22 protein-coding genes are annotated in these 23,792 nt (G+C 65.2%); 9 read left to right on the forward strand and 13 right to left on the reverse strand.

What is annotated here, in order from left to right; all coding sequences use genetic code 11:
* The first annotated feature begins 171 nt into the window (after positions 1-171).
* Together trhA and EHH60_RS16780 are read left to right on the forward strand one after the other, a co-directional pair.
* Complete coding sequence (gene trhA / locus EHH60_RS16775; protein ID WP_124160552.1) at positions 172-867, forward strand: PAQR family membrane homeostasis protein TrhA; 696 nt, start codon at positions 172-174, stop codon at positions 865-867.
* 57 nt (positions 868-924) lie between these two features.
* Positions 925-1,719: an SDR family oxidoreductase gene (locus EHH60_RS16780; RefSeq protein WP_124160553.1), complete on the forward strand. Its 795-nt coding sequence runs from the start codon at positions 925-927 to the stop codon at positions 1,717-1,719.
* A 195-nt stretch (positions 1,720-1,914) separates the two neighbouring features.
* Here the strand turns inward: EHH60_RS16780 and EHH60_RS16785 are convergent, their stop codons facing one another.
* Positions 1,915-2,370 (reverse strand): MarR family winged helix-turn-helix transcriptional regulator, encoded by a 456-nt coding sequence (locus EHH60_RS16785; RefSeq protein ID WP_199751518.1) that lies wholly within the window; start codon positions 2,368-2,370, stop codon positions 1,915-1,917.
* A gap of 75 nt (positions 2,371-2,445) precedes the next feature.
* Here EHH60_RS16785 and EHH60_RS16790 point away from each other — a divergent pair, with 75 nt between their 5' ends.
* A complete protein-coding gene (locus EHH60_RS16790; protein WP_124160555.1) occupies positions 2,446-3,222 on the forward strand; it encodes an SDR family NAD(P)-dependent oxidoreductase in 777 nt (258 codons plus the stop codon).
* A gap of 25 nt (positions 3,223-3,247) precedes the next feature.
* Here the strand turns inward: EHH60_RS16790 and mdlC are convergent, their stop codons facing one another.
* The 4 genes from mdlC to EHH60_RS16810 all read right to left on the reverse strand — a co-directional run bounded on the left by mdlC (position 3,248) and on the right by EHH60_RS16810 (position 8,159).
* On the reverse strand, positions 3,248-4,870 hold the full coding sequence (mdlC, locus tag EHH60_RS16795) for a benzoylformate decarboxylase (protein WP_124160556.1): 1,623 nt from the start codon (positions 4,868-4,870) through the stop codon (positions 3,248-3,250).
* Between the two features lie 139 nt (positions 4,871-5,009).
* Entirely contained in the window at positions 5,010-5,861 is an 852-nt protein-coding gene (locus EHH60_RS16800) for an HTD2 family dehydratase (RefSeq protein WP_124160557.1), read from the reverse strand.
* 14 nt (positions 5,862-5,875) lie between these two features.
* Entirely contained in the window at positions 5,876-6,979 is a 1,104-nt protein-coding gene (locus EHH60_RS16805; RefSeq protein WP_124160558.1) for a CaiB/BaiF CoA transferase family protein, read from the reverse strand.
* 10 nt (positions 6,980-6,989) lie between these two features.
* Complete coding sequence (locus tag EHH60_RS16810) at positions 6,990-8,159, reverse strand: acyl-CoA dehydrogenase family protein (protein ID WP_124160559.1); 1,170 nt, start codon at positions 8,157-8,159, stop codon at positions 6,990-6,992.
* Between the two features lie 125 nt (positions 8,160-8,284).
* Here EHH60_RS16810 and EHH60_RS16815 point away from each other — a divergent pair, with 125 nt between their 5' ends.
* Positions 8,285-9,205: a LysR substrate-binding domain-containing protein gene (locus tag EHH60_RS16815; RefSeq protein ID WP_124160560.1), complete on the forward strand. Its 921-nt coding sequence runs from the start codon at positions 8,285-8,287 to the stop codon at positions 9,203-9,205.
* A gap of 219 nt (positions 9,206-9,424) precedes the next feature.
* On the opposite strand, the gene EHH60_RS16820 is transcribed toward EHH60_RS16815, so the two are convergent.
* Together EHH60_RS16820 and EHH60_RS16825 are read right to left on the reverse strand one after the other, a co-directional pair.
* Entirely contained in the window at positions 9,425-10,699 is a 1,275-nt protein-coding gene (locus EHH60_RS16820; protein ID WP_124160561.1) for a cytochrome P450, read from the reverse strand.
* A gap of 191 nt (positions 10,700-10,890) precedes the next feature.
* Positions 10,891-12,156 carry a cytochrome P450 gene (locus EHH60_RS16825; RefSeq protein ID WP_124160562.1) on the reverse strand — a complete coding sequence of 422 codons (1,266 nt, stop codon included), beginning with the start codon at positions 12,154-12,156 and terminating at the stop codon, positions 10,891-10,893.
* A 309-nt stretch (positions 12,157-12,465) separates the two neighbouring features.
* Here EHH60_RS16825 and EHH60_RS16830 point away from each other — a divergent pair, with 309 nt between their 5' ends.
* From EHH60_RS16830 to EHH60_RS16840, 3 genes are all read left to right on the forward strand, one after another.
* The gene (locus EHH60_RS16830; RefSeq protein ID WP_199751524.1) at positions 12,466-13,611 is read left to right on the forward strand and encodes a DUF898 family protein; all 1,146 of its coding nucleotides are present in this window, start codon (positions 12,466-12,468) and stop codon (positions 13,609-13,611) included.
* 3 nt (positions 13,612-13,614) lie between these two features.
* Entirely contained in the window at positions 13,615-14,724 is a 1,110-nt protein-coding gene (locus tag EHH60_RS16835) for a M48 family metallopeptidase (RefSeq protein ID WP_124160564.1), read from the forward strand.
* 61 nt (positions 14,725-14,785) lie between these two features.
* Positions 14,786-15,277, forward strand: a complete 492-nt coding sequence (locus tag EHH60_RS16840) for a DUF305 domain-containing protein (protein ID WP_124160565.1) — start codon at positions 14,786-14,788, stop codon at positions 15,275-15,277.
* Between the two features lie 3 nt (positions 15,278-15,280).
* On the opposite strand, the gene EHH60_RS16845 is transcribed toward EHH60_RS16840, so the two are convergent.
* The 4 genes from EHH60_RS16845 to EHH60_RS16860 form a co-directional block, all read right to left on the reverse strand.
* On the reverse strand, positions 15,281-15,493 hold the full coding sequence (locus EHH60_RS16845; protein ID WP_124160566.1) for a hypothetical protein: 213 nt from the start codon (positions 15,491-15,493) through the stop codon (positions 15,281-15,283).
* A gap of 78 nt (positions 15,494-15,571) precedes the next feature.
* Entirely contained in the window at positions 15,572-16,201 is a 630-nt protein-coding gene (upp, locus tag EHH60_RS16850; RefSeq protein WP_124160567.1) for a uracil phosphoribosyltransferase, read from the reverse strand.
* 133 nt (positions 16,202-16,334) lie between these two features.
* Positions 16,335-17,573, reverse strand: a complete 1,239-nt coding sequence (locus tag EHH60_RS16855) for a URC4/urg3 family protein (RefSeq protein WP_124160568.1) — start codon at positions 17,571-17,573, stop codon at positions 16,335-16,337.
* 7 nt (positions 17,574-17,580) lie between these two features.
* Positions 17,581-18,837 carry a GTP cyclohydrolase II gene (locus EHH60_RS16860; RefSeq protein WP_124160569.1) on the reverse strand — a complete coding sequence of 419 codons (1,257 nt, stop codon included), beginning with the start codon at positions 18,835-18,837 and terminating at the stop codon, positions 17,581-17,583.
* A 383-nt stretch (positions 18,838-19,220) separates the two neighbouring features.
* On the opposite strand from EHH60_RS16860, the gene EHH60_RS16865 reads away from it, so the two are divergent.
* Positions 19,221-20,348 carry a threonine synthase gene (locus EHH60_RS16865; RefSeq protein ID WP_124160570.1) on the forward strand — a complete coding sequence of 376 codons (1,128 nt, stop codon included), beginning with the start codon at positions 19,221-19,223 and terminating at the stop codon, positions 20,346-20,348.
* A 49-nt stretch (positions 20,349-20,397) separates the two neighbouring features.
* On the opposite strand, the gene EHH60_RS16870 is transcribed toward EHH60_RS16865, so the two are convergent.
* Positions 20,398-21,213: a DUF2927 domain-containing protein gene (locus EHH60_RS16870; RefSeq protein WP_124160571.1), complete on the reverse strand. Its 816-nt coding sequence runs from the start codon at positions 21,211-21,213 to the stop codon at positions 20,398-20,400.
* 84 nt (positions 21,214-21,297) lie between these two features.
* Positions 21,298-21,876 (reverse strand): L,D-transpeptidase, encoded by a 579-nt coding sequence (locus EHH60_RS16875; RefSeq protein WP_124160572.1) that lies wholly within the window; start codon positions 21,874-21,876, stop codon positions 21,298-21,300.
* 263 nt (positions 21,877-22,139) lie between these two features.
* On the opposite strand from EHH60_RS16875, the gene EHH60_RS16880 reads away from it, so the two are divergent.
* On the forward strand, positions 22,140-23,687 hold the full coding sequence (locus EHH60_RS16880; RefSeq protein WP_124160573.1) for an acetolactate synthase large subunit: 1,548 nt from the start codon (positions 22,140-22,142) through the stop codon (positions 23,685-23,687).
* The last annotated feature ends 105 nt before the right edge of the window (positions 23,688-23,792 follow it).

Genomic DNA, 23,792 nt, shown 5'->3' on the forward strand with positions numbered 1-23,792 from the left:
GTTAGGTGATCTCGGCGGGCAGATGTGTGCGACTGTTCACAAAAGTGGCAATTGCGTGAGGAAAATCAAGCTCCATACTTCCACCGCCTTTATCGGCGAGTCAGCCGCTTGAACGACCTGCCGATCCCGAGAGACCCATACAAGAGGCATTGCCACACCTAGCGGATTGCCATGACGGTCTTCCAGCTGAAAGAGTTCGCATCCAGCTCCGTCCACGCCGCAGCCGACGCGATCGGCTGGAATTACGACCGCGCCGAGCTGATCGCCGATGGTGTCATCCACGCGATCGGCGTCTTCGCCGGTATCGTCGCCGCGACCGTGCTGGTGGTGCTGACGGCGATCTATGCCGATGCGACCGACGTCGTCGGCGTCTCCATCTACGTCGCCGGCCTGCTCTCGATGCTGGTGCTGTCGGCGACTTATAATCTCTGGCCGATCTCGCCCGCCAAATGGCTGCTGCGCCGGTTCGACCATTCCGCGATCTATCTGCTGATCGCGGCGACCTACACGCCGTTCATCCTGGAGCTGAAGGACAGCGTGTTCGCGCTGGTGCTGCTCGCCGGGGTCTGGTGCGTGGCGATATCAGGCATCGTGTTGAAGCTTCTCTATCCCGGCCGGTTCGACCGCCTCTCGGTCGGCATCTACCTCGCGATGGGCTGGAGCGGCATGATGCTCTACGACGCCGTGGTCAGGGCGCTGCCTGCGCTGGTGCTTGGCTTCATCGTTGCGGGCGGCCTGCTCTACAGCTTTGGCGTGATCTTCCACGCCTGGCGGCGGCTGCGCTTTCAGAACGCGATCTGGCACGGCTTTGTCTTGGCCGGCGCGGCATGTCATTATACCGCGGTGCTCGATCTCGTGTTGAGCTGAGCAAGATTCCCGCGAAGCGGTATAAGAGACGCGGTCCAGGACAAGAGGAGACGTCGCATGCAGGTGACCGGCAAGGTCGTGGTCGTCACGGGCGGCGCAAACGGCATCGGCAAGGCGCTGTGCGAGGCCTTTCATCATGCGGGCGCAGCCAAGGTCGTGGTCGCAGACATGGATGCCGCCAATGCGCGGGCGGTCGCGGCCATGGTTGATGGCGCCGCCTTCAAATGCGACGTTGCGCAGGAAAAGGATATCGCTCACGTCATCGAGGAGACCGAACGTCAGTTCGGGCCGATCGACTTGTTCTGCTCCAATGCCGGCATCGGCGGCGGCTTCGATCCGATGTCGGAAAACGCCGGCGGCGCCTCGGATGAACCCTGGCAGCGCAGCTGGGCGATCCACGTCATGGCCCATGTCTACGCGGCGCGGCATCTCGTCCCGCGCATGAGGGCCCGCGGCGGCGGCTATTTCCTCAACACCATCTCGGCGGCGGGCCTGTTGTCGCAGGTCGGCAGCCCCGCTTATTCCACCACCAAGCACGCCGCGGTCGGTTTTGCGGAGAATCTCGCAATCTCGCACAAGGCCCACAACATCAAGGTCTCGATCCTCTGCCCGCAGGGCGTCGACACCAACATGCTGCGCTCGATCCCGAAGGGGCCGCAATCCGGCGATGGCGACCTGACGCCCGAGCAGGTGGCGAAAGACGTGCTCGCCGGCCTCGAGCAGGAGACGTTCCTGATCCTGCCGCATCCGCAGGTGCTCGGCTATATGCGTAAGAAAACCGAGAATTACGACCGCTGGATCGGCGGCATGGCCAAGATCCAGGCGAAGATGCGGGAGGAGTTCGGGAAGTGACCTAGAAGCGGCATCGCTTATAGGCACGCCCACGCCACATACTCGGTGTCGTCCCTGCGAACGCAGGGACCCATAACCACAGGAAGAAGTTTGGCGAAGGCTGGTCGTTGTCGTTGCCCCGCGGTACTGGGACCTTCACTTCCCAGATAAATCACGCGGTATGGGTCCCTGCGTTCGCAGGGACGACACCGGTGACTAGGCTGCCGCCTCGCTCTCCTCCCGATTCGCCCGCAGCGCCCGCGCGTAGAGCATCATGCCCTCGCGCACGGTGCGCTGCTCGGCCGGCGTCAACGCCGCCAGCGCGCCGCGCACCTGCTGCCGCCCGAATGCATGCAGCGCCTCCAGCGTGCGTCGCCCCTTCGCCGTCAGTGACAGCAGCTTGCTGCGTGCATCAAGCTCGTCCGGCGTCTCCCTGAGCTCGCCGCAATCGATCAGCTTGCGCACCATGCGGCTGACGCTGGATTTCTCCAGGCGCAGGAAATCACCGAGCTCGCCCGACGTCATCGGACCGCGGATGCCGATCTCCAGGATGGTGTGGACCGCCGAGGGCGGGTAGCCCGATGCCGCCACCGTCGCGTCCATGAAGCCGAGCTCGCGCACCATCAGGCGCGAAGCGGCGCGGATGTCATCGATCAGCGAAAGCTCGGCCATCTTGACTCTCGGCATATAGTTGTATCATACAACTATATGAGCCCAACGCCGCGCGCAAGCGTTTTGGAGTCGACGATGAGCGGAACTTTGCCAACCGGGATGCGGATGAGGGGCAAGGTCTGCCTCGTCACGGGCGGCGGCAGCGGCATCGGGCGCGCCACGGCGCTGAGGATGGCGGCCGAAGGCGCCGAAGCGATCTTCGTCGCCGGCCGGCGCGAAGCCGAGATCGACGCCACCGCTTCAGCGTGCCGCGAGCTCGGTGTGGAGGCTGTCCCCGTCAAGACCGATATCACGAAGGAGGACGACGTCGCGCGGCTGGTGCGCACGGCGGTCGAGCGCTGCGGAAGGCTCGACGTCGCCTTCAACAATGCCGGATTCCAGGAGCGCCGCGCGCCGCTGGAGGAGCAGGGCACGGAGATCTACGACAGCGTGTTCGATACCAATGTCCGCGCGCTGTTCCTGTGCCTGCGCCACCAACTGCCGGCGATGCTGGCGCAGGGCCGCGGCAGCATCGTCGTCAACGCCTCCGTCAGCGGCGTGCGCAATCCCAATCCCGGCTTCTCGCTCTATTCGGCCTCGAAAGCCGCCGCGATCTCGCTGACGCGCTCGGCCGCGATGGAGAACGCGCCGCGCGGCATTCGCATCAATGCCATCGCCCCCGGCCGCGTCGTCACCGACATGATGCTACGCGCCGGCGTCGGTGACGTCGCGACGGTGAGTGCAGGCCTGCCGCTGCGACGGATGGGAACTCCGGAGGAGGTGGCGGAAGCTGTGGTGTGGCTGTCGTCGGATGCATCGTCCTATGTCGTCGGCCACGTGCTCGCGGCCGACGGAGGATTTTTGGCGTCGTGATGGTCGTAGCGGGGATGAGTGCGCCTTAATGCTTCTGCCCGTACAGCACCGGCACGGCCGAATCCACGACGACCTCGACGAGGCTGCTGCCTGCATGCGTCATCCCGCGCTTTAGCGCTTCGCCCAGCTCCGCGGCCTTCGTCACGCGCACGGCGTCGCACCCCATGCCCTCCGCGAGCCGCACGAAATCGATGCCCGGCAGCTCCAGCCCGGGCACGTTGCGCACCTGCATCACCTGGCTGAACGAGCGCATCGCGCCGTAGCCGGAATTGTTGAGGACGACGACCGTCAGCGGCAGCTTGCGCTGCGCGGCGGTCCACAGCGCCTGGATCGAATACATCGCCGAGCCGTCGCCGATCAGGCAAACCGTGCGCTGCTTCGGCTTGCCGAGCGCCATGCCGACGGCAGCCGGCAGGGAGTAGCCGAGGCCGCCGCTCGACATCGTGTAGAAACTATCCTGGCCGGGCATCGGCATGAACTTCTGCATCGCCGGCCGGTGCGAGGGCACTTCCTCGACCAGCGAGGCGCCCTCGGGCATCGCTCGCGACAGCGCGTGCAGCAGGAATTCCACCGGCAGCGGATCAGCGGCCTGCGGTGCCGGCGGCAGCGTGCGGCCCTTCGGGGCCGCGCGCTTGCTCTCCGGCAGCAGGTCGAGCAGCAGGCTGAGCGCCGGCTTCACCGTCGCGATGATGCTGGTGCCGACGGGCGTCACCGCCGCCGCATCCGGATCGTCCGTGATCTGGAAGATCGTCGCCCCGCCATCGAAGATCGCGGCATGGCCTTCGACATGGAAGGTGAACACGGGCGCGCCGACGACGACGACGACATCGTGCTCGCGCAGCGCATCGGAGAGCTGTGCCGGCGATGCATGCAGGAAGCCCGCGAATTGCGGATGCCGCTCCGGAAACGAGCAGCGCGCCGAGAACGGGCTGACCCAGACGCTGGCCTTAGCCTTCTCGGCGACGCGCACCATCAGATCGACCGCGCCGGCGCGATCGATGCCGGGACCGACGACGAGAGCAGGGTGCTTTGCGGAGCCGAGCGCGGCAACCAGCGCCTTCATCGCGTCAGCCTCCGGACCGATCTCCCGGCTGACCTTGCGCGCCTCGATGGGAGCTACCGCATGCGCCCAGTCGTCGATCGGGATCGACACGAAGGTCGGGCCGCACGGCGGCTGCATCGCGGTGTAATAGGCCCGCGCGATCGCGGCCGGTACGTCCTCGGGCCGCGCGGGCTCGATGCTGTACTTGACGTAAGGCCGAGGGAATTCCGACGCGCGCTCGGCATAGAGGAACGCCTGCAGCGGGAGGATCGAGCGCGCCTGCTGGCCCGCGGTGATCACGAGCGGTGTCTGGTTGCGATGCGCGGTGTAGATATTGCCGAGCGCATTTCCGACGCCGGCCGCCGAATGCAGATTGACGAAGCCGGCATTGCGCGTCGCCTGCGCGTAGCCATCGGCCATGCCGACGGCGGAGGCCTCCTGCAGCGCCAGCACGTAGTCGATGTCGTCGGGCCAGTCGCTCAGGAACGGCAGCTCGGTCGAACCAGGGTTGCCGAACACCTTGTCGATGCCAAAGGCCCGCAGCAGGTCGAGCGTTGCCTGCTTCACGGTGACGGACTTGCTGCCGGTCTTGCCGTTCTTCGCCATGGTTTCCGTCCCCTGTTGTTGATTGACGCCGCCAATCCCACTCGTCATTGCGAGAGAAGCGAAGCAATCCAGGATCTTTCTGCGGCGGCAGTCTGGATTGCTTCGTCGCTTCGCTCCTCGCACTGACGAGGAGAGAGCGTCACCACACCGCCGTGCCCTTCATCGTCGGCTGCCCCTCCGCGTTCGCGGTCCACAACTCCATCCCCGTCTCGATCTCGTTGGCGTTGATGGAGAACTCCGTGCCCTCGAACAGCGGCTGCAGGCCGCGATAGGTAAACTTCTTCGGCGCCTTGCCGGCGCGAAGCTTGGCCGCCATTTCGATGATGAGCGCCGCCTGCAGCGGCCCGTGGAAGATCAGGCCCGGATAGCCCTCGACCTTGGTGACGTAGTCCCGGTCGTAATGGATGCGGTGGCCGTTGAAGGTCAGTGCGGAGTAGCGGAACAGCAGCACGGGATCCGACACATGGGTCTCGCGATGCTGCGCCTTCGGCGGCGGCGGGGGGGCCTTGGCGGTCGCAGGCGCGCTGCTCGTCATCTCGCGATAGACGATGTCCTGCCGCTCGCGGATCGCCGTGCCGCGCGGCGAGGAGATGCTGTGTTCGACCGAGACGAAGCACAGCGTGCCGGTCGAGCCCGATTTGACCTGCACATCGGCAATCCGCGAGGTTCGCGTCGATTCGTCGCCGACGCGCAAGGGCTGCAGGAACTCGATCTCGCCGCCGGCCCACATCCGGCGCGGCAGCGGCACCGGCGGCAGGAAGCCGCCGCGGGTCGGGTGACCGTCAGGGCCGAGCATCGACATCGGAAACACCGGTTGCGCCAGGCACCAATGCACCGTGAACGGCGCGGCGTCACCTGTCCTGGGCTCGCCGACCTCCTGGAACAGCGTCGCGCGCAGGCCCTTCACGAGCTGCGCGGTGACGATGTCGGTTGCCTCCTGGCTGCGGCCAATCCATTGCCGCAAATGATCGATGTCGAGCTTCTCGGTCATGACGCCTCGCTCTCTTACTTCTTGGACTTTGGGTTTTCGCCGATCGCGGGCACGGCACCGTAGCTGCGCGTCTCGCCGACGATGATCGGCGCTGGCGCGGGATAGCTGACGCGGCCGTTCGGCGTGTCGACCTCGATGCGGCGCAGATGCGGATGGTTGGTGAGGTCGGCCATGGTGTTGACCTCGGCAAAAGCAATGTCGGCATCCGATAACCGCTTCAAGAGCTCGTCGCGCGTCATCCTGCCGAAGGCGTCGGCGACCGTCTTGTCAGTGAAGTCGCGGTTGCGCACGCGCTCGACCATGTTGGCGACGCGCGGATCGGCGGGCAGATCCGGCTGGTCCAGCACCTTCAGGCACAGCGTCTTCCACTCCCGCTCGCTCTGGATCGAGATCAGGATGTCCTTGCCGTCCTTCGAGGTGAACACGCCGTAAGGAGCGATCGAGGGATGGCGCAGGCCCATGCGCTTGGGCGGATTGCCGGCTTCGGAATTGAGCAGCGGCACGGTGCACCAGTCCGCCATCACGTCGAACATGGAGATGCGGATGTCGGCGCCCTTACCGGTGCGTCCGCGCGCGATCAGCGCCTCCAGAATCGCCGCATGCGCGGTGGCGCCGGTTGCGACGTCGACGATCGACATGCCGACGCGCGAGGCGCCATCGGGATTGCCGGTGATCGAGGCGAGCCCGCTCTCGGCCTGGATCAGGAGATCATAGGCCTTGCGGTGCGCGTAGGGGCCTTCGTCGCCATAGCCGGTGATGGTGCACGAGATCAGCTTCGGATAGTCCCTTAGCAAGCGCTCGCGCGAGAAGCCGAGCTTGTCCATCGAGCCCGGCTTGAGGTTCTGGATCAGCACGTCGGCGCTTGCAATCAGCTTCTCCAGCTCGGCGCAGCCTTCTTTTGTTGCGAGATCGACCACGACCGACTGCTTGCCGCGGTTAAGCCAGACGAAATAGCTGCTCTGGCCCTTGGCGGCTGCGTCATAGCCGCGGGCGAAATCGCCCTCGGGCCGCTCGATCTTGATCACATCGGCGCCGGCATCGGCCAGGCGTGAGGAGCAGAACGGCGCCGCGACCGCCTGCTCGACCGCGATCACCCTGATCCCGTCAAGTGCTCCCATGGCCGCGACCTCAGTACGAGCGCGGCATGCCGAGCACGTGCTCGGCGACGTAGGACAGCACCAGGTTGGTCGAGATTGGCGCCACCTGATAGAGCCGCGTCTCGCGGAACTTGCGCTCGACGTCGTATTCCTCGGCGAAACCGAAGCCGCCATGGGTCTGGATGCAGGCATTGGCCGCTTCCCAGGACGCATCCGCCGCAAGCATCTTGGCCATGTTGGCTTCCGCGCCGCAGTCGAGGCCGGCCTCGTATTTGCGTGTGGCTTCCTTCACCATCAGCTCGGCTGCGCGCATCGAGGCGTAGGCTTTTGCGATCGGGAACTGGATGCCCTGGTTCTGGCCGATCGGCCGGCCGAACACGCTGCGCTCCTTGGCATAGTTCGTCGCCTTCGCGATGAACCACTTTGCGTCGCCGACACATTCGGCCGCGATCAGGATGCGCTCGGCATTCATGCCGGAGAGGATGTAGCGAAAACCCTTGCCTTCCTCGCCGATCAGGTTCTCCGCCGGCACCTTCATGTCGGTGAAGAACACTTCGGTGGTTGCGTGGTTCATCATGGTGCGGATCGGGCGGATCTCGAGACCGTTGTTCTTGGCCTCGCGCATGTCGACGATGAAGACCGACAGGCCGTCGGTGCGCTTCTTGACCTGTTCCTTCGGCGTGGTGCGCGCCAGCAGCACCATCAGGTCGGAATGTTCGGCGCGGCTGGTCCAGATCTTCTGGCCGTTGACGATGTAGCTGTCGTTGCCCTCCTTGCGCGCGAAGGTCTTCAGCGAGGAGGTGTCGGTGCCGCTGGTCGGCTCGGTGACGCCGAACGCCTGCAGCCGCAATTCGCCGCTCGCGATCTTCGGCAGATATTTTGCCTTCTGCTCGGCATTGCCGTGCCGCAGCACCGTGCCCATCGTGTACATCTGGGCGTGGCAGCCGCCGCCGTTGCAGCCCGCGCGCTGAATCTCTTCGAGGATCGCGGCGGCCGCCGAAAGCTTCAGGCCCGCGCCGCCATATTCCTCGGGGATCAGCACCGACAGATAGCCGGCCTCGGTCAGTGCATCCACGAACGCCTTGGGATAGGCCATCTCGCGATCGAGCTTGCGCCAATATTCGCCGGGAAACTGCGCGCACAGCTTGGCGACGGCTTCGCGAATGTCGGCATGATCTTCGATGTGGTGTTCTTGACTCATGGCGTTTCCTGTTCGTAGCGGCAGTTAAGATAACGCCGGCCAATCCCCTGGCGTTGTGAAAACAACGCCAGCCCCCTATGCTCATTTGCTATAGCGTATGAAGTAGCCTTCCAGGATTGGCAAGCGTGGATTTCCGGCAGCTCAGGACCTTCAGTTGCGTGGCGGAGCTCGGCAGCCTCTCCAAGGCGTCCGACACGCTGCGCGTGGCGCAGCCGGCGCTCTCCAGGCAGATCAAGCTCCTGGAACACGAGCTGCGCACCGAACTCTTCACCCGCAACGGCCGCGGCATGGTGCTGACCGAGGCCGGCCGGCTTCTGCTCGCGCGCACCTCCGGCATCGTGCGGCAGATCGACCAGATCCGCGACGACATCCAGTCCGCCAAGGGACCGCCGTCGGGCCAGGTCGTGCTCGGCCTGGTTCCGACCGTCAGCTGCGTGCTGTCGGCGCGCTTCGCGCGGCGCTGCGTCGAAAAGTTTCCCGGCATCTCGCTGCGCATCGTCGAGAGCTACAGCGGCCATCTCGTCGAATGGCTCCATCGCGGCGAGATGGATCTCGCCATTCTCTACGGCCGCTCGGCCGATCTGCATCTCAATGTGCAGAGCCTGGGGCGCGACAACATCGTTGCGGTCGGCCCGCGGGGCTGTGGGCTGGCGCGCAAGAAGAGCGTCGACGTCGGCTGGCTGCTGCGCCAGCGCCTGGTGCTGCCCAGTCATTCCCACGGTCTCCGTGCGCTGATCGAGCACGCGGCGGCCCAGCGCAAGATCAAGCTCAACGTCCAGTTAGAGGCGGATTCGTTCCGCGTGCTGACCAGCCTTGTCGAGGAGGGCCTCGGCTTCGCGCTGCTGCCGCCCTCGTCGGTCCACGGCGAGGTCGCGGACGGGCGGCTTGAAACCGCGCCCGTATCCAGGCCGATGACGCGCGAGCTCATCTTTGCCTCTCCGATCGATCGCCCGGCCTCGACGGCCTCGCTCGCCATCACCGCCCTCCTGCGCGAGGAAGTCGCCGCCTGCCGCAAGGAAGGCGTGTGGGACATCAAATTGAGTTAGATGGCGTGTGGTAGAACAGTCAGACGCCGTCTTGCCTTCGCATCTGGCGCGACCTGTCATGCCGGAATTTTATAGCCGGGCCAAGGGTACTGCGAATGAGACTCGCATCTGCCCGGAACTCGTCATTGCGAGCGCAGCGAAGCAATCCAGGAATCCCTCCGCGGTGACGGCCTGGATTGCTTCGTCGCAAGAGCTCCTCGCAATGACGGAGGAGAGAGCTTAGGCCGCTATCCGCACCGGCAGCGACTCATACCCCTTGATGAAGCTCGAATAGATCCGCTTGGGCTCGCCGACCACCTCGATCCGGTCGAACCGCTTCAGCATCTCCTCCCAGACGATGCGCAGCTGCAGCTCGGCGAGGCGCATGCCGACGCAGCGGTGGATGCCGAAGCCGAAGGAGAGGTGGGTGCGCGGCCGCGGGCGGTCGATGATGAATTCGTTCGGCTTCTCGAACATCTCCTCGTCGCGATTGCCGGAGACGTACCACATCACGACGCGGTCGCCCTTCTTGATGTGCTTGCCGCCGATTTCGGTGTCCTGCAATGCGGTGCGCCGCATATGGGCCAGCGGCGTCTGCCAGCGGATCACCTCCGGCACCATGGAATCGATCAGCGCCGGATTGGCGCGGAGCTTGTCGTATTGCTCGGGGTTCTCGTTCAGCGCCAGCACCGAGCCGGTCATGGTGTTGCGCGTGGTGTCGTTGCCGCCGACGATGAGCAGGATGATGTTGCCCATGAGGTTGTCGGGGTCCATGTGGCGCGTGGCCTCATTGTGCGCCATCAGCGACAACAGGTCGTTGCGCGGCGCGGAGTTGACGCGCTCGTTCCACAGCTTCGACATGTAGGCGTAGCATTCGTCCATCTCGCGGCGGCGCTCCTCGGCCGATGCGACGATGCCGCTCTTGGGCAGCGCGGTCGAGACGTCGGACCAGCGCGTCAGCTTGCGCCGCTCTTCCCACGGGAAGTCGAACAGCGTCGCCAGCATCTGCGTCGTCAGCTCGATCGAGACGCGCTCGACGAAGTTGAAGGTCTCGTTGCGCGGCAGATTGTCGAGCACGGTCTGCGAGCGCTGGCGGATCAGCTTTGCCAGCTCGTCCAGATGCTGAGGGGTGAACATCGGCGACACCGTCTTGCGCTGCGCCGAATGCCGGGGCTGGTCCATCGCGATGAAGCTTGGATAGTCGTAGCCTTCCGGCACGTCGCGGATCGAGATGCCGCCGAGCTTCGAATCCGAAGAGAAGATGCCGTGATTGGTGTCGACATGCATGATGTCGTCGTACTTCACCACCGACCAGTAGGGCTCGATCGGCGCGTTGGTGCAGTAGTGCACCGGCTCTTCCTTGCGCAGCCGCTCGAACCACGGCCACAGCGTGTCGTCCTGGAACAGCCTCGGGGCGCCAGGGTGGAATTGCGAAAGCGGCGTCGCATAGGCCTCCTCGCGCGCCTTCCGCATGCGTTCGGCCTTGTCGGACTTGACCGGGGTCTGGATGTTCATCGTGGCGTGCTCCAGTGCTTCTGCTTAACCTCTCCCGCTTGCGGGAGAGGTCGGCGCGTAGCGCCGGGAGAGGGTTTTCTCCTCTTGGGGATTATCCCATTGTGGAGATACCCTCTCCCCAACCCTCTCCCGGAAGCGGGAGAGGGGGCGCACCTTCCTTGTAGGCGACCTCGAACCCATCTTACTGCAACTTACGCCGCAATCTTCACCGGCAACGTCTCGAGACCCTTCACGAAGCTCGAATAGACCCGCCTGGGCTCGCCGACCACATCAATATGGTCGAAACGCTTGAGAATTTCTTCCCAAATAATCTTGAGCTGGAGTTCGGCAAGCCGCAAGCCCACGCAGCGGTGGATGCCGAAGCCGAAGGAGAGATGCGTGCGTGGGCGGGCGCGGTCGATGATGAAATCGTAGGGCTTTTCGATCGCCTCCTCGTCGCGGTTGCCCGAGACGTACCACATCACGACCTTGTCACCCTTCTTGATCTGCTTGCCGCGGAATTCGAAGTCGGAGAGCGCCGTGCGCCGCATATGCGCGAGCGGCGTCTGCCAGCGGATGACCTCGGGCACGAAGCTGTCGAGCAGATCAGGGTTTTCGCGCAGCTTGCGGTACTGCTCCGGATGCTGGCTCAGCGCGAGAAGCGAGCCGGACATGGTGTTGCGGGTGGTGTCATTGCCGCCGACGATCAAAAGGATGAGATTGCCGAGGAAGTTCCTGGCGTCCATGTCGCGCGTGGCGGCACCATGCGCCATCATCGACAAGAGATCGCTCTTCGGCGGCTGCTCGATGCGCTCCTTCCAGAGGCGCGAGAAATAGGCCGCGCATTCCGTCAGCTCGGCCATGCGCTCGTCCTCGGTCGCGACGAGGCCATCGGGGCCGGGAATGGTGGTGGCGATGTCCGACCAGCGCGTCAGCTTGCGGCGATCCTCCCAGGGGAAGTCGAACAGGACCGCGAGCATCTGTGTCGTCAGCTCGATCGAGACGCTGTCGACCCAATCGAACACCTCGCCGCGCGGCAGGTTGTCCAGGCACTCGGCCGAGCGCTTGCGGATGTTGATCGCGAGATTGTCTAGGTGCGTCGGCGTGAACATCGGCGCCACGGTCTTGCGCTGGGCCGCGTGGCGCGGCGGGTCCATCGAGATGAAGCTCTCGCGGCGCAAATCCGGATCGATGTCGCGGATGGTGATGCCGCCGAGCGCGGAGGCCGAGGAGAATACCGCATGGTTGGTCTCGATCTCCATGATGTCGTTGTAGCGCGTCACCGACCAGTACGGCCCGAACATCGAGTCCTTGCAGTAATGCACGGGATCTTCCCGGCGCAGCCGGTCGAAATAGGGCCAGAACGTATCCGTCCTGAACAGTTCAGGATCGCCCGGATCGAATTGCTCCAGCGGCAGCGACGTGGCGCGCGCGCGAAGTGCGTCGAGCTTGGCCGCGCTCTCGATGGTCCCATGCATGACCGTTCTCCCTGACCTGAACCGCGCGTTCTCGTTGAATTCTGCGCTGCGGTATTTGATTTGCAATTACAGCCGGTTGTCTGCGTCGGAGCAAGGGAGAGTTTTGCCACATCCAACCTTCACGAGAGCGTCGGACGGTGCTCATGCTGCCGCGCAAGCGTGACCTCCCGCACGCCGATCAGTCGGAATCGTGCAAGAAACCGACTGGAATCGAGCTAATCGAACCCGGCCATCTTGGGGATCGACTAACCTCTGATCTATAGTTTGACCGGAACAGATCCGCATCTCGAGGTTGCCGCCGTGAATAACATGCAGTGGGTCCCCATTGGCTCCGAACCTTTACCCCCGCCGCTGCCGCCCACGCAGGTCGAATTCACCGGCAACCGTTCCGAGTTCCGTAAATTGGTCACCAAGGGTGCCATGTTGGAGCTCGTCACCTTCGGTTTCTACCGGTTCTGGCTCGTCACCGACATCCGCCGCCATCTGTGGACGCACACCGCGGTCGACGGCGATGCGGCCGAATACACCGGACGGGCGAAGGAGCTCCTGATCGGCTTCCTGGTCGCGCTCGCGATCTTGGTGCCGATCTATCTCGCCTACTTTCTGATCGGCATCGAGTTCGAGCGCTGGCAGGGCTTCGCCTCATTGCCACTGTTTATCGGCTTCTACGCCTTCGGCCAATTCGCGATTTTTCGTGCGCGGCGCTACCGACTGACGCGCACGATCTGGCGCGGCGTGCGGTTCTGGATGGACGGTTCGGGCTGGGCCTATGCGCTCCGTGCCATGCTGTGGGGCTTGCTTGTGGTCCTGACGCTCGGCCTGGCGCTGCCGTGGCGCGCAGCTGCGCTCGAGCGCTACAAGATGCAGCACACCCATTATGGCGAGCTCTCCGGCGACTTCGAAGGCGACGGCTGGACCTTCTTCAAGCGCGGCTGGTGGCTGTGGCTGCTCAGCCCGGTCGCGCTCGTGATCTTTCCGCTCGTACCGTTCCTCTACGCCGAGTTCAGGGCGCGCGAATGGCGCTGGTGGCTCGACGGCATCCGCATCGGCGGCGTTAGCCTGTCCTCGAACCTGCCTCATGACGCCTTCTATGGCCTGTACTGGAAGGTGATCGGCTGGTGGACGCTGCTCTCGGCCGTTTTCGGTGCCTATATGATCGGCGGTACCTTGCTCGTCGTGCAGCTCACCGGCGTGCCAGTCGATCGGGTATTCGAGCCTGACGATGGCGCGAAGAGTATCCCGGTGGTGGCAATGATGGTCATCGGCTATTTCGCCGTCGCGCTTGCCGTCAACATCGTCATGCGCGTCTATCTTCAGCGCGATCTCTGGGCCAAGGTGCTGGAGACCGTCGAGGTGCACGATATCGCGGCCGCGGCGGATGTGCGTGGCAGCGGTCAGCTTGCCAGCGCGCTCGGCGAAGGCTTTGCCGACGGACTCGACGTTGCGGGATTTTGAGCTGTGAGTGACGTGTTTGCCGAGGCGCCGGCGCAGTCCGCCAAGCCGACCGTCTTCTTCGACGGCGTGTCCAGCCGCAAGCGGCAGGTTACGTTGACGCTCGGCGATGCGCTCGAGATATGCGAAGAGGGTGGGACGCCCGTTCGCTGGGCCTATGCCGAGATTCGCCGTGCCGACAGTCCCCCCGGGATCCTGCGCCTGGCCGCGATGTCCGCACCGCCGCTGGCGCGGCTCGAGATCCGTGACGGAGTGCTGGCGGCAGATGTGACCGCGCGCTGCATGCATCTCGACGAGCACCGGACCACGCGCCGCGGTGTCGCAAAGATTGTCGGCTGGTCGGTGGCTGCCGCCGTCTCCATCGTCTGCGTCGTCCTGTTTGGTGTGCCGCTCGCCGCCGATCGTCTCGCACCGCTGGTGCCGAAGCCGGTCGAGCGCCGCATCGGCGATGCCGCCGAAGTGCAGATGAAAACGATCTTCGGCCGCAGCGTCTGCGAAGACCCCGCGGGCAAGGCCGCCTTCACGAAGCTCGTCAACCGCTTGCGCGATGCCGCCGGCCTCGACGACACCATGACGGCGGGCGTGCTGCCGACCTCGGTGCCGAATGCCTTCGCGCTGCCCGGCGGCAAGGTGTTCGTGCTGAAGGGCCTGTTCGACAAGGCCGAAAGCCCCGACGAACTCGCAGGCATTCTCGCCCACGAGCTCGGCCATCTCAAGCATCACGACAACATGCGCGGCCTGATCTACAACGGCGGCACCTCGTTCCTGATCGGCCTGTTGTTTGGCGACGTCACCGGCTCCTCGGCCGTGATCTTCGCCTCGCGCAGCCTGGTCGAGGCGTCCTATTCGCGCGAGGCCGAGACCGGCGCCGACACCTTCGCTATCGAGATCATGCACAAGCTCGGCCGCTCGCCAAAACCCGCGGCTGAGCTGATGTTTCGTATCACCGGCAAGGAGGGGGGCTCCGGTCTTGCCACGATCTTTGCCAGCCACCCGCTGACCGAGGACCGCCTCGCGCGCATGACGAAAGAGGATCGTCCCCCCAGCGGCCCGCCGCTGCTGACCGACAAGGAGTGGCAGGCACTGAAGGGCATTTGCGGCAGCGGGAAGATGTGAGCGGAAAGGAACAATCGCACCAGACCGGCATATCCTCTCTGAGAACGACAGGATGTACCGCATGTCTTACAGTCGCTTCGCCGTGATGATCGCGGCCTCCACGCTGATCATGTTTGGGCTGATGTATCTCAACACGTTCGCCCTGGAGCACGTCTGGTACAGCCAGACCCGGACCTGGATGGCGCTGCTGATGGGCGCCGTCATGGCCGTCGTGATGCTGGCTTTCATGTGGGGCATGTACAGGAACCGTGCAGCGAACATCGCGATTTTGGCCGCCAGCGCCGTGGTGTTTGCCGTTTCGTTATGGCTCGTTCGCAGCCAGCAGACGGTGACCGACGTCGCCTATATGAAGGCGATGATTCCGCATCATTCGATCGCGGTGCTCACGAGCGAGCGCGCGCACATCAGGGATCCCCGCGTTCGCAAGCTGGCTGATGACATCATCGCGGCACAGGTGCGGGAGATCGGCGAGATGAAGCGGTTGATCGCCGAGCTGAAGGAGAAACCGGTGGCGGCAGATGCAAAGGACCTGCCGCCAAGGCCGCCCACCTGACGGCTACTTCGCCGGCGTGGCCGGCGCGTTCGAGCCCGTGGTGACGCTCGGCGCGTTGTTCGGACTGGTCGACGTCGCCTGTGGCCCCACCTCGCGCCCATTGTAGAAGAAGACGGCCGCGACCACGGCGATCACGAAGATCGCACCGATCGCCCAGCCGACCGGGCTGTTGCGGCGTGCTCTGTCGGCCCTGCGGTCGTCATTCTGATAGGTCATCGTGCTCTCCATCGCAAAGCAGGAGAACATCGCGCGATGCAAGCTGTTCCTAAAGTGGTGCGGGGTGGACGCGCAGCATTACCTCGTCCCGTAGGCGCGGTCGCCGGCATCGCCAAGTCCCGGCAGGATGAACCCGTTCTCGTCGAGACCTTCGTCCACCGCCGCCGTCCAGATCGGCACGTCCGGATGCAGACCGCGCAGCCGTTCGAGGCCTTCCGGCGCGCCGATCAGGCAGGCGAGGCGGATGTCCCTGGCGCCGCGCTCCTTCAGCCGGTCGATGGCGGCGACGGCGGTGTTGGCGGTGGCGACCACCGGCGTCACCACGATCGCCAGACGCTCGCTGAGATCGGACGGCGATTTGAAGAAGTACTCCACAGCGGCAAAGCTGTGCGGCTCACGGTAGAGCCCGATATGCGCGACGCGCGCGGTCGGCACCAGGTCCATCATGCCGTCGACGAAGGTGGTGCCGGCGCGCAGCATCGGTACGAACACGAGTTTCTTGCCGGCGATCTTGGCCGAGTGCATCGTCGCCAGCGGCGTCTCGATGACGGTGTCAGCGAGCGGCAGGTCGCGCGTCACCTCATAGCACAGGAGCATGCCGATCTCCTTGATCAGTTCGCGGAACGACTTGGTCGAGATGGACTTGTCCCGCACCAGCGTCAGCTTGTGCTGCACCAGGGGATGATCGACGATCGTGACGCCTTCCATGGGATGCTCCTGAAATTCATCGAGCTGTCATTGCGAGCGTAGCGAAGCAATCCAGAGTCTCACCGCGGAAGGATTCTGGATTGCTTCGCTGCGCTCGCAATGACGCGGGTGGTCGCAAATCTTCGTCCATGCTCTAAAACACCGTGCCGTCGCTGATCACCTTGAGCGGCGGTGAACCATCCGGACGGCACGAAAAGGCAATTGTGCGGCCCGCCGCCCAGGTGCCGCCTTCGAGGATGCTCGCAAGCGGCAAGGTTTCAGGCGTACGGCCAAGCTTTGCGCGAATGCGCTCCGCCAGCCTGTCGAGCAATGCAACCGTCAGCGCACGCCACTCCACGACGAGCAGCGAATCCACCGCATGCGCACGCGCGGCATCGGTGGGATCGCGCAGGCGCAGCACCTCATGGTCGACGAACAGGCCGCCATTGCGATATTCGGCAAGCCCCGTGAGGCCGTCGATATCGGTGACGTCAAAGCCGGCGCGCTGCAGCGGCTCGATCAGCGAATAGCTCAGCCATTGCGACAGCTTGTGCAAGGGCACGAGCCCCGCGGTAGCGCCATCCGTCTTGATCGCGGGATGGCGCCAGCAATCGCCGAGCGGGACGCCCGCGAGCTCGAGTCGCGAGGGCCAGATCGGTCCGAGCTGGTTCAGCACCGCGGACAGGATCGCGGGCGCGGCGATGGTGGTGCCGAAAGCCTGCGCCGCGATGTGATCGAACAGGCCTCCCGGGCGCGGCGTGTCGTGGAGGCCGAACACCTCCGCACGCTCTGTCGCCAGCTTGCCGAGACGCTGCAGCAGATCGGTGCGCCCCTCGAGGCCGAGCAGCGGATTGGCATCGCTCGCCTGAAAGGCGGAGGTGAGTGCGGGGAGCGGCAGTTTGGCGAGCACATCCGCATCGGCCCTGAATGGCGCACGCGCATCGCGCGCGAGGAGACCGCTCGCGAACATGTCGAGGCTGGCGATCGCAAGCCCCTCGGAGCGGCCGATCGCTTCGCCCGTCGCGGCGTCGCGGTATCGCCACGCAGCGCCTGCGCCGGCATCGAGCAGCACGCTGACGATCGCAAGATCGAACTCCGCGCGCGCCCGCGCGGCGCGATCCGGCCAGGACGCAGCGTCTGCAAGCCGCGCCCAACGGTCGACGCCGCCAAGCACGAAGTGCCTCCACCGCGCGTGGAAGGGGACATCCAGCGTCGGATAGGCTTGTCGCGTCACCGCAAGCACCGCCTCCGCGACGCCATCCATGCGGTCGAGATCGATCGTGAAGTGCGAGAGCCCGCCGGCGAGGCCGATCTCGAGCATCTGCCCCGCCCGCGCGCGGACCGCGCTTGCGGTGAGCAGCGAGCGTGCCTCTCGTTCCAAAGAGTCCGACATCACGCGATCAGTATTTTTCCAGCGAGCGTCCGACCACGCCGTTCACGTCCTGCTCCGGCGCGATGTCGGTCGAGTAATAGCCGGCGGCCTTCTTCGCGGCGATCTCGACATAGGCGTCGGCCGGAATCAGCTCCGGCGGGATCGGCACGCGCTCGACGATGTCGATGCCCTGCGAGGTCAGCGCGTCGTGTTTCATGTCGCTCATCGAGAGGAAGCGGTCGATGCGCTTGAGGCCGAGCCAATGAATCGTATCCGGCATCAATTGCTGGAAGCGCGCATCCTGCACGCCGGCGACGCATTCGGTGCGCTCGAAATAGGCCGCGGCTGCGTCGCCGTCCTCCTGGCGCTTGCGCGCGTTGTAGACCAGGAATTTCGTGACCTCGCCGAGTGCGCGGCCCTCCTTGCGGTTGTAGACGACGAGGCCGAGCCCGCCCTCCTGCGCACCGCGCGCGGATTCCTCGATGCCGTGGATCAGGTAGGGACGGCAGGTGCAGATGTCGGAGCCGAACACGTCGGAGCCGTTGCACTCGTCATGCACGCGGCAGGTGATCCTGGTGCGATGGTCAGGCAGCTTGGTGACGTCGCCGAACAGATAAACCGTGGTGCCGCCGATCGGCGGCAGGAACACTTTCATGTCCGGCCGCGTCACCAGCTCCGGGAACATGCCGGCAGTCTGCTCGAACAGTGTGCGCCGCAGCTCGGTCTCGCCGGTGCCGAAGCGCGCGGCAAGCCCGGGCAGGTGCCACACCGGATCGATCGCGATCTTCACCACGGATACGCTGCCATTGGCATGCACGACCTCGCCGTCGGCGCGCAGCCGCTTTGCGGCCAGCGCCTCGCGGATCTCCGGCAGGTCGAGCCGCGCCCGCGTCACCGCGATGCTCGGGCGGATATCGGCGCCTTCGGCGATCTCCTGGCGGAAGTTCTCGGCGACGAGATGCCCCCAGGGATCGAGCGCCACGATTTTTGTGGGATCGCTCCATTGCTCGAACGGCCCAATGGTCGCGGCGGGAAACGTGTTGGTGAGATCGGGACGCCGTATGGGATCGAGCGCGCCGGCGGAGACGGCGAGCGCGCGGTACATCGCATAGGATCCGCCATGACTGCCGATCACGTTGCGGTCTCCGGCGCGCGACACCGTGCCGACGATCGGCCCACGGGCGCGCGCATCGGTGGCGCCCCAATGGATCGGAAAGGCGGCCTTCCTGCCCGGCTCCGGATGGGAGGTCAGGCGGATGTGGTCGGTACGGTTGGCGCGGCTCATGTCCAGGCTCCCAAAAAGCCAACGGCCCGCCGCTGGGACGGGCCTGGCTCGCTTGCGCTGCCTGACAGGAACAGCGGCGACGCAAGCTCAATCCAACATATTGTAGCGGCCGGCGACGACAGACAAGTTAATCGTGCCGGGCGGCAGGGCCATTTGCGACCAAATTCCTGTCATCAACGGCCCTGCAAAGTTCGCCTTCAGCGCCGGGCGCACGCGCTGGCCAAAGCGCGCAGCTCTGCCGGCGGCATCTGCTTAAGGAATTGAAGTATTTATACTTTTCATGTTTTCAAGGGGTTGTTTATCCTTTCGCTCGGCCAGCGTCGAATCCCGGACTAAACGTGTCATTCGTCCAATCGCAGATCGTCCTTGTCTTGGAGACCCCAATGCCCGCCGCCAGCTACATCGACCCTCGCAACGGAAAACTCTATCCGCTGGACCAGCCGCGCTGGTGCTCGGACGAGCGTACGCCGCTGCTGGTGACGCCCGGTGCCGGCATCTCCCGCGAGGACATCGATGGCCGGACGCGGTCGCTGTGGCGCTACCGGGCGGCATTGCCGGTCGAGATCGCCGATCCGATCTCGCTTGGCGAGGGCTGCACGCCGCTGATCCAGCAAGGTTGGGGTGACCTGCGGCCCTTCTTCAAGCTCGAATGGTTCAATCCGACCGGCAGCTTCAAGGACCGCGGCTCTTCGGTGATGCTCTCCTTCCTGCGGCAGATCGGTGTCGATGCCATTCTGGAGGACTCGTCGGGCAATGGCGGCTCGTCGATGGCAGGGCTTGGCGCCGCCGGCGGCATGCGCGTGAAGATCCTCGCGCCCGCGTCCACCTCGCCGGCCAAGATCGCGCAGGTCCGCGCCTACGGCGCGACGGTGCAACTCGTCGAAGGCCCGCGCGAGGAGTCGGAAGCCGAAGCCATTCGCCAGTCGAGCCAGACCTTCTATGCCAGCCACAATTGGCAGCCGTTCTTCCTCGAAGGCACCAAATCGCTCGCCTACGAGATCTGGGAAGACCTCGGCTTCCGCGCACCCGACAACGTCATCGTTCCTGTCGGCGCCGGCAGCAGCCTCTTGGGGTGCGCCTTCGGCTTCCGCGAGTTGTTGAAGGCCGGGCAGATATCGAAACTGCCGCGCCTGTTCGCGGCGCAGCCGCTGAATTGCTCGCCGATCGATGCGAGCTTCAAGGCCGGTGTCGATACGCCCGTCGCGCGCGAGGTGCACAAGACCATCGCCGAAGGCACCGCCATCAAGAGCCCGCTGCGCCTGCGCGAGATCATCGCAGCTCTGCGCGAGAGCGGCGGCAGCACGATTGCCCTCAGCGAGGACGAAATCGTCGCCGCCTTGCGCCGTCTCGCCCGCCAGGGCCTGTTCGCCGAGCCGACCAGCGCCAGCGCGGCGGCCGCGCTGGACAAGCTCGCAGCCACTGGTGCGATCAAGCCGACCGAGACTACGGTGGCGGTCCTCACCGGCACCGGGCTGAAGGCCGCGACCACTGTGGCTGATCTGGTGCAATAGGTCGGAGCGGGGCGCCGTTCTTACCCTCCAGAGGAGGGTAAGTACGACCTCACTCCCTCAGGTCATTCACCCGCTTCACCCACGCGCGCACATCCGCGAGCACGGCGGGCAGGACCGCCTTGACCTCAGCCACCGTCATGCCGGCCTTGATGCGGGGATCGTACAGCAGATTGAGAATGTACTGGTCGTAGACGTCGAAATAGCCCATCGAGACGTTGTCGTTGAACATGGTCCACGGCACGCTCGTGGTATCGTTGATGGGCCCGAGCGATTGCAGGAGCTCCTCATAGGCGCAGTCGAGAAAGACGAAATCGCCGTTGTCCACGGTGAGGATGACGTCGGAATGCTCGATCTCGAAATTGTCGTTCTTGCGGAAGCCGGACAGGCATTGCGGGTCGAGCGAGGTGCGGATCTCGCGCGCCTTCTCCGCGCCGTAGAAGCTCGTGATGGTGCGGAAGAGATCGCGGTCGCGCACCAGCTTCACCCGGACGTTCGCCGCTTCGTTGGTGTCGATCATGGCGATGTCGAGATGCTGCACGCGCCTGCCGATGTCGGCCACGACCTTTGCGAGCTGCGTCTTGCGGTCGGCGCGCTCGCTCTCGGCGAACACGCGCACCGGCCCGTCGAACTTGCGGATGCGGTCGACGCGGCCGGCGAGATGATATTCGGCGCCGAATGCCGTCTTCAGGAAGCCTTCGACGATCTCGCCGTCGGTGAAGCTCTTCTTCTCGGCGCGCTGACGCGAGGAGATCGCGGCCAGTTCGCCCGCGGCAGCCATTGGGGCGGTGTCAGGCACCAATGTGAGCGCGGCGAGCGCCAGCAGGGCGATGCGAAGGGCGGGCGAGGACGGAGTGAATGCGCTCATATTTGCCCGACGCTGCCGTATTCACGCCGCGCGCACAAGTCCACAAATCTACGCGCCTTGCCGGTTCCCGCTGCGGCTGTTCGGCTAGTTGTTCAGCACCACCACGGTGGTGCCGACGGCGACACGGCTGTAGAGGTCGGTGACATCGTCATTGGTCATGCGGAAGCAGCCGGAGGACACGGCCTGTCCGATCGTCTCCGGCTCGTTGGAGCCGTGGATGCGGTACAGCGTCGAGCCCAGATACATCGCGCGGGCGCCGAGCGGATTGTCGACGCCGCCCTTCATGTGGCGCGGCAGGTCGGGCCGCCGGGCCAGCATCTGCGACGGCGGCGTCCAGTCCGGCCATTCCCTCTTGGCGGTGATCTTGTGCACCCCGCCCCAGCGGAAGCCGTCGCGGCCGACGCCGATGCCGTAGCGCAGGGCCTGGCCGTTGGGGAGAACCAGGTAGAGCCGGCGCTCGCTGGTGTTCACCACGACCGTGCCGGGGGCGTAGTTGCCGTTGTACATGACGGTGGTGCGGGGAACGGGATTTGCGCCGGAACGGAAGAAGTTCGGGCCGCCACCCATGATGTCGCGCGTGTCGAACTCTTCGGCGAACGCGCTAGCCGCCGTGGCCGACAGCAGTGCGATGGCGGCAATCGGCGCGGCAAAAAACCGGATCATTGTCTCCCCCGGAAAGCAATCGATTCAATGAATGCCACAGGCCATATTTGCAGGCATTCCGCAAGCCACGGGCTCGTGAGGGATGCCATGCTCGACGATCGACGTTACCAAATCGGCAACCACAATTTGCCGAGATCCATTAGCCAAACCGGCGCATCGTCGCGCGGGGCAGGGCGGCGATGGCGGCTATTGCTTTGACGGGACGCGCGAACAATGATTGATCGGACGGATATCTGGATATGGCCGGCTACGGGAGCTTTGGAATGAACGGTGCGGAAAGCCTGGTGCGGACGATGGTCAAGGGTGGGGTGGACGTCTGCTTCACCAACCCCGGCACTTCCGAAATGCATTTTGTCGCAGCGCTCGACCGCGTGCCGGGCATGCGCTGCGTGCTCGGCCTGTTCGAAGGCGTGGTGACGGGCGCCGCCGACGGCTATTTCCGCATGAAGGGCACGCCGGCTTCGACCCTGCTGCATCTCGGCCCCGGCCTCGCCAACGGTCTTGCCAATCTGCACAATGCCAAGAAGGCGAATTCCGGCATCGTCAACATCGTCGGCCAGCACGCGGTCTACCACATCGGCTACAACGCGCCGCTGACCTCCGACATCGAGGGCCTGGCCCGGCCGATGTCGTCCTGGGTCCGCACCTCGCCGGATGCCCAATCGGTCGCCGCTGACGGTGCCGCTGCCATTGCGGCCGCCAAGAGCGCACCGCCCCAGATCGCGACCCTGATCCTGCCCGCCGACACCGCCTGGAACGAAGCCGACGGCATCGCCGAGGTTCCGGCCGAGCAGCAGCGCGCGAGCTATTCGCCGCAGGCGGTCGAGCAGGCCGCCAGGATACTGCACGGCGACGGCGAGGGCACGCTGCTCCTGATGACCGGCAGCGCGCTGAGCGAGCAGGGCCTCGCGCTTGCCGAGCGCATTGCCGGCAAGACCGGCTGCACGGTGATGGGCCCGACCTTCCGTCCGAAGATGGCACGCGGCCGCGGCCGTTTCTCGATCGACCGCATCCACTATGTGATCGATCAGGCCCTGCCCATGCTGGCGAAGTTCCGTCACATCGTGCTGGTCGAATCCGACGATCCCGTGGCCTTCTTCGCCTATCCGAACAAGCCGAGCATGCTCAAGCCGCAGGGCTGCGAGGTCCATCGCATGACCTCCTGGGGCGAGAACTCGGTCGCGGCGCTGGAGGGGCTCGCCGGCGCGGTGAAGGCCAGTGCCAGGGACGTCAAGCCGCAGGCTCTGGCCGAACTGGTCCAGCCGACCGGCGCGCTCACCTTCGCCTCGATCGCGCAGGCGATCGCCTGTGCGATCCCCGAGAACGCGATCATGGTCGACGAATCCCTGACCACCGGCCGCGGCTTCTTCCCGCCGACGGCGGCGGCCGCCCCGCACGACTGGCTCCAGAACATGGGCGGCTCGATCGGCTTCTCCACGCCGCTGTCGATCGGTGCTGCGATCGCCTGCCCGGATCGCAAGGTGATCACCATGGTCGGCGACGGCAGCGCGATGTACACCATCCAGTCGCTGTGGACGCAGGCGCGCGAGAACCTCGACATCGTCACCATCGTGTTCGCCAACCGCATCTACCAGATCCTGCGCGGCGAGTTCGACAATGTCGGCGCGGGCGAGCCCGGCCAGCGCGCCAACGACATGCTCAGGCTCGACCGTCCGACGCTCGATTTCGTCGCGCTCGCTAAGGGCATGGGCGTGCCGGGCCGCGCCGTCACCAATGCCGACGAGTTCAACAAGGCGCTGGCCGAGGCGGTCGCCGAGCCCGGGCCGCGACTGATCGAAGTCCAGATGTAGGAGCGTTGGTTGGCCAGGCTCTCTCTCCATGTCGTCCCGGCGTTCGCCGGGACCCATAACCCCAGGGAGAGGTTTGGCGAAGACTCGGGGTCCGGTACGCGCACC

The organism is Bradyrhizobium sp. RP6 (genome assembly GCF_003837805.1).
In the GTDB taxonomy this organism is placed as follows: domain Bacteria; phylum Pseudomonadota; class Alphaproteobacteria; order Rhizobiales; family Xanthobacteraceae; genus Bradyrhizobium.

Bases quoted from the DNA above. Each gene is read 5' to 3' on its own strand.
- trhA (WP_124160552.1), top strand. From the start codon at position 172: ATGACGGTCTTCCAGCTGAAAGAGTTCGCATCCAGCTCCGTCCACGCC.
- EHH60_RS16780 (WP_124160553.1), top strand. From the start codon at position 925: ATGCAGGTGACCGGCAAGGTCGTGGTCGTCACGGGCGGCGCAAACGGC.
- EHH60_RS16785 (WP_199751518.1), bottom strand. From the start codon at position 2,370: ATGGCCGAGCTTTCGCTGATCGATGACATCCGCGCCGCTTCGCGCCTG.
- EHH60_RS16790 (WP_124160555.1), top strand. From the start codon at position 2,446: ATGAGCGGAACTTTGCCAACCGGGATGCGGATGAGGGGCAAGGTCTGC.
- mdlC (WP_124160556.1), bottom strand. From the start codon at position 4,870: ATGGCGAAGAACGGCAAGACCGGCAGCAAGTCCGTCACCGTGAAGCAG.
- EHH60_RS16800 (WP_124160557.1), bottom strand. From the start codon at position 5,861: ATGACCGAGAAGCTCGACATCGATCATTTGCGGCAATGGATTGGCCGC.
- EHH60_RS16805 (WP_124160558.1), bottom strand. From the start codon at position 6,979: ATGGGAGCACTTGACGGGATCAGGGTGATCGCGGTCGAGCAGGCGGTC.
- EHH60_RS16810 (WP_124160559.1), bottom strand. From the start codon at position 8,159: ATGAGTCAAGAACACCACATCGAAGATCATGCCGACATTCGCGAAGCC.
- EHH60_RS16820 (WP_124160561.1), bottom strand. From the start codon at position 10,699: ATGAACATCCAGACCCCGGTCAAGTCCGACAAGGCCGAACGCATGCGG.
- EHH60_RS16825 (WP_124160562.1), bottom strand. From the start codon at position 12,156: ATGCATGGGACCATCGAGAGCGCGGCCAAGCTCGACGCACTTCGCGCG.
- EHH60_RS16830 (WP_199751524.1), top strand. From the start codon at position 12,466: ATGCAGTGGGTCCCCATTGGCTCCGAACCTTTACCCCCGCCGCTGCCG.
- EHH60_RS16840 (WP_124160565.1), top strand. From the start codon at position 14,786: ATGTCTTACAGTCGCTTCGCCGTGATGATCGCGGCCTCCACGCTGATC.
- EHH60_RS16845 (WP_124160566.1), bottom strand. From the start codon at position 15,493: ATGACCTATCAGAATGACGACCGCAGGGCCGACAGAGCACGCCGCAAC.
- upp (WP_124160567.1), bottom strand. From the start codon at position 16,201: ATGGAAGGCGTCACGATCGTCGATCATCCCCTGGTGCAGCACAAGCTG.
- EHH60_RS16855 (WP_124160568.1), bottom strand. From the start codon at position 17,573: ATGTCGGACTCTTTGGAACGAGAGGCACGCTCGCTGCTCACCGCAAGC.
- EHH60_RS16860 (WP_124160569.1), bottom strand. From the start codon at position 18,837: ATGAGCCGCGCCAACCGTACCGACCACATCCGCCTGACCTCCCATCCG.
- EHH60_RS16865 (WP_124160570.1), top strand. From the start codon at position 19,221: ATGCCCGCCGCCAGCTACATCGACCCTCGCAACGGAAAACTCTATCCG.
- EHH60_RS16870 (WP_124160571.1), bottom strand. From the start codon at position 21,213: ATGAGCGCATTCACTCCGTCCTCGCCCGCCCTTCGCATCGCCCTGCTG.
- EHH60_RS16875 (WP_124160572.1), bottom strand. From the start codon at position 21,876: ATGATCCGGTTTTTTGCCGCGCCGATTGCCGCCATCGCACTGCTGTCG.
- EHH60_RS16880 (WP_124160573.1), top strand. From the start codon at position 22,140: ATGAACGGTGCGGAAAGCCTGGTGCGGACGATGGTCAAGGGTGGGGTG.